The sequence below is a fragment of the Neochlamydia sp. AcF95 genome (assembly GCF_018342455.1).
In the GTDB taxonomy this organism is placed as follows: domain Bacteria; phylum Chlamydiota; class Chlamydiia; order Chlamydiales; family Parachlamydiaceae; genus Neochlamydia.
Window position 1 is genome coordinate 1 of the sequence record NZ_JAEMUC010000028.1, and the last position, 8,712, is coordinate 8,712.

The window sequence follows — 8,712 nt, forward strand, 5'->3', positions numbered from 1 at the left end:
CCTCCTTATTTGAATTTAGAAAAAGGCTGTTTGCAATTCTCAATAGCTGCTACTTACGGAGTTCGTTTAAATGGTATAATTTACAATTTTTTATGGTCAACAAAGGCCATATATAGGCCTAGGAAACAGAAAAACATCCAATGTATGGTTGGCTTTTGAGTAGGTCTCTAAAGCTGATTCAAAAAGTTCTCACCACTTTCTCGCAATTTTTCTCGAATTTTATATTTAAGGGCAGAATAGACCAAAAGGCATAGAATCATTACCATTAAAAGGGTTTCAATTATTTCTGGCTTTTTTAGAAAGAAAGAAGAGACTAGGAAATAGGGGCTTTTCAAGAATCTAAATCCTCTTACTACACTTTGCTGTGCTTTTATATGTTTTCAACAGCTCTTGTGCAGGAAAATATGATCTTAATTTCTTTAAATAGTATTACTTTCTCCTACATGCTTTATCACTTAAAAAGCAAGCATCCATGCCTTCATTATGTAAACCTATGATTAAATCCTCCTAAAGTCTACAAGGTTATTTCATATAAACTCTTTATTCTTACAAGCTTTTTCTTAAGCTATAACTGCTGACCATGAATAATTTAAAGGCTTCATTAAGCTCCTGAGTAGTAATAGCATTCTCTCCAAATAGCATCTCTAACGATTGTTCTTTTTGCTCACCGTCAGACAATAACTCTCCATTATTTTCCAAGAAATGTTTTCGCTTCACCCAAAGTTTTAGCATATTAAAGAAGTCTGCCCTAGCAATTTTATCAAGCGTATCTTTAAATCTTAAATATACTTTTTCAAAGCGATATTGAACATACTTGAGCCGTTTATTATAGTGCGAAAGAACCCAATCTTCTTTTTTCAGCTGTTCGGCGTTTTCCTTCTCTCTCAGCAGGTTGACATATGTATTGTATTGCGATTTTAGAAAGTGAGACAAATCCGACAAAGTGTTTTCCAATTCAAAAAAGGGTATATATGCTTTAATTAGCTTATGCATTCTCTTATTTTTTTCAAGCAATTGTCGTTTTACAGGATTATCCCAAATTTTTTGAAAAGTCATTCCCTCCAAAATAGAATGCTTAAAACTTCTCTTTAGTCCACTAGTAATTATGAAAACAAACATACGCATACGAACCGAGTAGTTCTCTTCCATAAACGTCCAATACATGCTATAATTCGGAGCATCGTCAAAATTAGGATTAAATAATTTATTGCTACCGAGGATAGTGCTTACGGCTTCTCTAGCCTCTACAATAAGATTCTTGTACAAGAGAGGCTTGAGTGGCTCGCCATATTGTTCTTCCCACTCTTCTAAAAATTTATCTTTGAGATCCGGCTTGGCCTGAAGTTTCATAAAATTTTCATGCTGTTGTTTAGCCTGATTCATGTCGTTTTTTCCCTCGAAGTAAACTCTAGCATCATAAAGGCAAATTTTTTGGCCATCAGAGTTGGCAACACTGTATTCCTTAGAGGCGATTTTATATTGGTCTTGAAAATCCTGCGTCAGCTCTGAATGAAGTGCCGCCCGGCTTTCTTTATTAAAAAGGGAGGAAATATTTTTCTTAAGCGCTTCAAATACCTTTGGACTACTTACCATCCTGAAAAGTCGATCCCATTTCGTATAATAGAAATTAATTTCATCCTCAATACTTCGGAAATTGGAGAATCTTCTAGGGAAGAATTTGACCAAGAAATGCATAGTTAACTCACGTTCTTTCATCAACTGCAATAAAGACTCTTGTACGTCGCTCTCATTAACAAGCAATTTAAAATTGTCGCTGAAATTACCGCTCACCTGCGGCCGTCCAGCACTGTCGTCAACATTAAGCGAATTGGTCTCCAGATGAATGCGGTCCAGAAATATTCGAAAATTATTCACACACGGAAAGTTGCCCCATTTGAACCCATTACCGAAATATAAATCATCAAAGACGCCCTGAGAGATGTCATCCATCTGGGTGTAGAGCTTTCTCAGACGCGGGCGATTTTCCTCATAATAGCCTTGGGCAACTTGCTGAATTTCTTTATCTACTTTCATCCAATCCAGCATCAGTGAACAAAACTTCTTTCCATGCTGCATAGAAAACTCATTTACCATTTTAATAATCTTATCTCCTAAATCTTTTGCTTCAATAGCAATTAATTGCTCGATATCAGGAGCGACGTAACTTAAGCGTTTAGGTTTTTCTCCAAGCTCGGGATCCTTAACTCGAATGCTTTGTACTTGGCTAAATAGCGGTCGATCTAGCCCATTTTCAGGGCGGAGTTTTTCTTGAATATAAGTTGCATGATGTGTAAGAACAGACGCCGCATACTCGGCTAAGATGATGAGCTCTGAAGCCTTGGCTGGCATGGAAGGATCTAAAAGTGACCGTTCATTTAAGAAATCCCAACGTTTATTATCTCTATAGTACAAGTTTTTACCGGTTTCATCGGCCTCATCCTCCAAGTATTCCCCCTCCTCCCTATTTTCTGGCATGAGCTGCAGTCCATTGCCGTGCTTATCCAGCATAGTAATGAGCGGGCGCCCATTATTGTATGCTTTCGGCAAGCAGACTGGATGGTGCGGAACCACCCCAGGAGGGCAAAATCGTTCAAACAGGCAGCAGATCCACTTAAATAACGTACTTTCGGAGTAACAAGCGTTGGCATGAGGCAGCTGTTTAGCCAACCTACTGTAGATATGAAATTTCAAATGAGGCTGATTTAAAAATTGCTTTAAATCATCTTGACCCACTTGAAATTCAAGTACTTTTAAGAAAAATACTAGGTCATGATAAAGTTCGAAATCACCTCGTGTCACCATAAGGCCAGACTTGTAGACAACAGATGACCAAGGCTTATTAAGAAAAATTTTGTAGGCATCTATGCTGAGAATCCAATTATCTACTAGTTGTTTCTCTTTTATCATTTTCATCAAATATTCTTGCGGCATATATTTCTCGGAAGGAATATTTATGAATTCTTCTTCCCAGCCTCCAATAACACTTACTTTGGCATCTAGCTCGTAGTTTAATATTAGCTCAAGCTCCATCACAGCATGAATGAAATCTACTTTTGACTGCTTTACTTGGCCTGGATAAACCATTAGAGCTAAATCACCAAACGGATGAAGGTAATCCTGATAAGGTGTGTGTAACGAAGGATGTAAAATGTCCAGGTTTAAGCTCAAATTCAAGCGGTCCAAATGATCCTTAATATCAAATATCTTTTCCCCAAGATCATGGCTGATCATCGAATTCCGTTTTGGCTTTTCGACTGATATAAGATCAAAAGAAATAGGATTGCTGTTAGAAAGGATGCTATTAGTATCGAATGCCAAATATTCGAGATTCCAACGCATGGCGTGAGGAGCTAACATCAGGGGATAATGTGCCATCATTTTTCGCATTATACTGAGCCACAGAAGGTGCTGGGGAGATAGGATATGGCGTCCATGATTCCATAATGATGGCCGATCGGTAATAAGCTGGGCCAATTCTCCGATGTCCTGCATCTCATATTCGGCGCTCAGAAGATGGATGCCCTTACTTGACGAAGAGGGGTTCTTCTCTTCCAATTTGAGAATTCGAGAAAAAGTCGTACCAAGTTTGCCAATTTTACGTACGAAAAGTTTTGAAAAATGCTCAGCTTTAGTTTGATCACCAACGATTTTGTAAGCAATTTTAAAATAAAAGATCAGCTCGTCTTTTTTATCTTTGAGAGTAGGAAAGGCAGAAAAAAATTCCTTTTTCAAAAAGACTCTGAAAACTTTAATTTTTTCATACCCGTGTTCAAAACGTGGTAAATTGCCTAGATTAAGTTCCCCAAATCCTTTAAAACCATTCAAATAAGCAATAAGATTTTTTTTAGCTACTTTGCGTTTCTCATCATTTTTGATTTCATCATCTGATGGTAGCCATTGAAGCACTTTGCTTAGCTTCTTAGCCGATAATCTTTGACAAGTAATTTTTCGTTCGATATTTCCCCAGGCCAATAGCATTTTATGATAATCAGAAGTATGTTCGTCCAGCCCAGCGCGATAGATATCTCTAAGCAAGGCAACATGGCGCTTTGCTTCAACCCCTGTTATTTTAAAAACTGCAAACTCTATATCGTTGAGAGTTAAAGCCTTTCGGACATAAAGTATACTAAGTTCAGCTTCGGCTTCTCTGCTAAGCTCATCAACTTTATTTTCCAAGTCTGTTTCAATTTGGCTTTTAAAGCTTGATAAAACTTTCATACGAAGCGAATTTAAGCTAGAAGCTTTAGCGGAAAATGAATGAGAGATTTGAGCCGCGTCCAGTTTCTCAATAAAAGTTGTTGTATCTGTAAAAGCAAAACGCGTAAAAATCTTCTCAATAGTCTGGAGATCTTGTTTAGCTTTTTCCCTATCGCGAGTCGTAACTTGTCCGATTGTTTCGAATAACTTTATAGTAGTGATAAAGTCAGCTTTAACCCGGCTCTGAATGTATGGTTCATTGCATATAATCTGGCTTAAAAACAAGTTCAACCTTTGGATAGCCTTAATGCAAGTGCTTTTGTCCTCGTTTATTTCCTCGATTAATTTTGATAAACTAGTCGAATTATTTGTTGAACGGAGATAGGCAATTCTATTAGCTGGAAACGTTTTTAGATTTCCTACAAGTTGAGTCAAATTACTTTCAATAGGTAATTGAACAAGATGTTCTTCTGCTTGGAATTCTTTCAAATACTTTATAAAAGTGCTTTTTGGGTCTGATTTACCTTTGGCTGGTGTTCCTAGATTAGAAATATTAGAGTCGTTAAGGTTATCCTCTGGCCAACCAGCTAGGATTTTCTTTAATAACTCTTTCATTTTTTCAATGAGTTGAGAGAGATGATGGTGTTTTAGTTTAACGTAGAATTTTAGTAAATTACCGTATTCAGTGAGAGATTGATCTGGGTTTTTGAAGGTAGTCTCTGACAATTGGAAAGGACTGACCTGGCTCAACCGCTGAGACATGAGTTTTTTAAGTGCTTCATTTTTTTCAGCATCACGTGTAAGAATTCCTTTAGGCTCTGTATTGTTAGAGTTTTTTTTATCCTTCTTGGCTGAGATACTTTCAAACTTTAAAAATACAAATTGATCAGCTAGATTCTCAAAAGCTCTGGCCAGTTCCTTATTTTTCTTAGGGTCATTGGCTTGGCTTACTGAACTTAATAAATTTTTCATCTCAGCAACAGCGCTGTTTTTGTCCCGAATTCCTGCAGACGGCATCAATCTTGTAATGTCAGAATCCTTAATTAAGTTTTCTCTTCCAATTCGAAGCATTTCGAAAACCAGACTTTTGTTTTTATCAAAATTGGCCTTAGGGTTGAGATTGGGGTAGGCATATTTCTCCCATATATTTGGAAAATGATTTTTCTCCACATTTTCAAGGCCAAATAGTATACGTTTTAAGACGGTCGGCTCTGTACTAAAATCGTCCTTTATTTGATGCCATACACGACGGACATCACGAAACTGCTCTTGCCCACAAAGCATACTTAGAGTTTCCAAGATTTTAATATCGATTAGTTTGGATTGCGTTGTATGGGAGTTAGGAACCAGAGTGTGCTGTTTATAGTTAGTGATCTCCTTTTCAAGCTGCGGAAGTAGTTGTGTCAATAAATCAGTCCATTTTTCTGGCGCTAGCTTTGCGATATCCCAGCTTCGGCTTTTATTGTGATGCAGTTGATTTCTCAGTTTCCCCCAAAGCGGCTTATCTTTCTTTTCGTTAATACTAATCATCAGCGTGGGAAGCTGTTGTCTGGCTTTTTCGCTGAGTATTTTTGAGGCTTCTCCAATAACTTCGATGGTGCGGAATAGAGCTTTAATATGAATGTCATCTTCTCTGAGCCAATTGACAGGGCTTTGCGAATCTAAAGCAGTTTTTACAACTTGAATATTGCGTTCAACCTGTTCCAAAACAAAAGTGTCAAAATCAGGGTAAAACAAGGTTTCGATCTCGTGCAATGCGGAAAGCTTCTCAGGTGCTTCTGATGATAAGGGTGTGGGGGTGTTATTTTCTATATCCTTTAAGGTCACAAATATGGTTACAAGGATTTTTGCGCTTCCTAAAAATTGAGATACAAGTTTTTGAGATTCGTTTTTATAATACGAACTGAGGTTAGGATATTTTGGAAATCTATTGGCAATTTGCCGAGAAATATCTTCCAAAAGTAGCCAATGCCGTTCTAAAATGAAGTCGCTCCATTTTTTTGAAAATTTCTTTTCTTTCGGAATACTTCCAATTCCCCATGATAATTCTAGCAAGGCTTGTAGGGATGCTGATTTAGGATCAGACAATTGTTTACAAATCTTTATAAGCCCTTCTAATTGCTGCGATACCATATCATCTTGAGCTGAATTTTCAGCACTTGCAGAAGGAGAAACCGATAGAGATAGTAGCTTAGAATCAGCCAATCGTTTACAGGGTTGAATACGCCCTTGCAATTGCTGCAAACTTATATTATCTGCATCTGAGTTTTCAATACCTTTGGAAGACGAAAGCTGATATACCTGATTTCCGATCTTTTCAAAAAATTCTTTATCAACTTTCTTATAGATAAACGTCCTGCCGTACTGGCAAATATTAATAGCATCCAACGAGGCCTGCTCTATCGTAGCTTTTCGCACAGGGTGCATATCGTCTGATAGATACCATGTATTATGGCGCTTTAGATAGACATATTCATGTTGGCCTTGATGACAATTGACTTGTTGCAATACGTAATAATGCAGGACGCCATCCTCGCTAGTCACTTGCATCTGCTCCTGAAAAGTCACATGGGTTTCAAGAGCCTCGACTGCCCTTGAATCAAAACTTCCTGATACCTCTAAAATCAATGTTGAAGGCACTTCAAGAAAAGTTTTAGTAGTTTTGATGAGCCTAACATTTGGATACTTTAAATACGTATTCTCACATCCTTCTTTGGGCACATAAACCGCTTTTACGTCACTCTCTGAGAAATCGGTTAAATACTGATTAAGTGCTTGCAAAAGATCAATTTGGCCAGTTTGGCTACTCAGTGTAACGGTATTATCTGATATATGTATGCTTGATTTACCTTCTTTATCCGCAGTGATTAAGCCTGAAGGCCCTAACTCTTTTGAGCTCAAAGTTACTTCTTTAATTTCGGCTTCAGCCACTTCGTCTAAATTGTAATGTTGAATTTGTATACCTTTAATCAATGTAAAAGTTGGAGCTACGTATTCCAGAACCTTGCCTAAGATATCCATAGGGTCCTCATTCGATGAAGAATCGCGCTCAATAAAGTTATAGCGTGTTAAGACTGCTTGAATTTGTGATATCTCTTCTAAGCTTACAACCCCTTCATGACATGCTTGATAATGCACCATCGATCCTTGATTAATCTTATGGATACAGGGCGCTATAACCCCTTGAAGATCGTCTGCGATTTCATTTCTTATTAGATTTACAATCTTGTTAACCATTTGCCGTGTGGTAGATGTTTCTTCAATCTCTTCTTCCTGCTCCATTTGTTGAAGGAGGGGCTCTAAGCAATCGAGAATGGCGCGTTCTCTTTCGGATAAGCTACTCCTGCCTTCTCTTTCTTTCAATTTTGTTAATAATTCATGTCTTTCAGTTATTATTGCTTCTTCCAAAGATTGATGCTTTCGTATTATTTCCCCAATCTTTTCCTTAAATTCATTACTTAAGCTTTTCGTCTTCTCAGCTGCTTGGGGAAAGTTGAACAAAGTTTTTAAATTCTCATCGCAAATTGTATTTAACAACACCGCCACATAACATGAATTGGGATTGCTGTTATGTGCAATTTTTCCAGGTACTTCTTGAGGATTAAAGTTGAGACTATCTTCGCAGATTTGAGGGTCCGTAGTCCCCCTAACACACATTCTTTCTACTGAGTTAGGAGAAACAGAGGTAGGTGGAATGTAGTAACCAGGGATAGACTGAATTGAATGCATCATGATGTTTCTCCTTTAAAGACGATAGCTCGATTTGATTTTAGTTCTTCTAAAATATGAATTACCTTTCCTTGAAACTCTCTTAGGAAGAGCACATCTTGTTTTCGCTATCTACAAAATAGCTTTTCTGCTCAATATCAAAGGCATCTATACTTTTTACCTGTTTGCTTTTCCAAATAAGTCTAAGCAATTTTTGTTGAATAACAAGGTAATAGTATGAATTTAGACCTTCTTTTTCCAGGGTAGTAATAATAAAGTTAGAGGTAGGATCACAATAAGCAGGAAAAAGATTTGGGATCATAAAATTTATTTTTTCAATTCCTGTTATAGAGGGGTGAGCATATGCATTACTTGAGTTCATTTGAGCTTGTTGCATTTACAAATAAGAAAAGTTGCCATATTTACCTACCTCTAAAAAACTGTCAATAATTAAATATTATTTTTGATTATAGCAGCAGCTAAGGTGCAATTATTTAGGCAATCGCTGCTATAAAAAGTAAAATGGATATTTAATAAGACCAACTTAGTAAAAAAGCAACTAAAGCTTTTGCTTTGATAAGTCAAGCCTAGTACTACAGTGGTAATAAAAAATATAGTATGCTATTTTATTTGTTAAATAGGGAGGTGAGGGATGGAATTGAAAGCAATAAACCAAACTATAAAACAAAAAAAAGAAGAGCTAGCTTTATTTTTAAGGCCTTTTTTTAGTCGAGAAGAAGCTAGACAAGTGGCTTTGCAATATACATGGGGGTTAATGAGCAAAGCAGAACGTAAAAACACCTGGCG

2 protein-coding genes are annotated in these 8,712 nt (G+C 37.1%); both read right to left on the reverse strand.

Going from position 1 to position 8,712, the window contains the following annotated elements; translation table 11 throughout:
- Window positions 1-546 precede the first annotated feature (546 nt).
- Window positions 547-7,929 (reverse strand): hypothetical protein, encoded by a 7,383-nt coding sequence (locus NEOC95_RS02455; RefSeq protein WP_213151284.1) that lies wholly within the window; start codon window positions 7,927-7,929, stop codon window positions 547-549.
- Between the two features lie 79 nt (window positions 7,930-8,008).
- Window positions 8,009-8,227, reverse strand: coding sequence for a hypothetical protein (locus NEOC95_RS02460; protein ID WP_213151285.1), 219 nt, complete (start codon window positions 8,225-8,227; stop codon window positions 8,009-8,011).
- Between the last annotated feature and the right edge of the window lie 485 nt (window positions 8,228-8,712).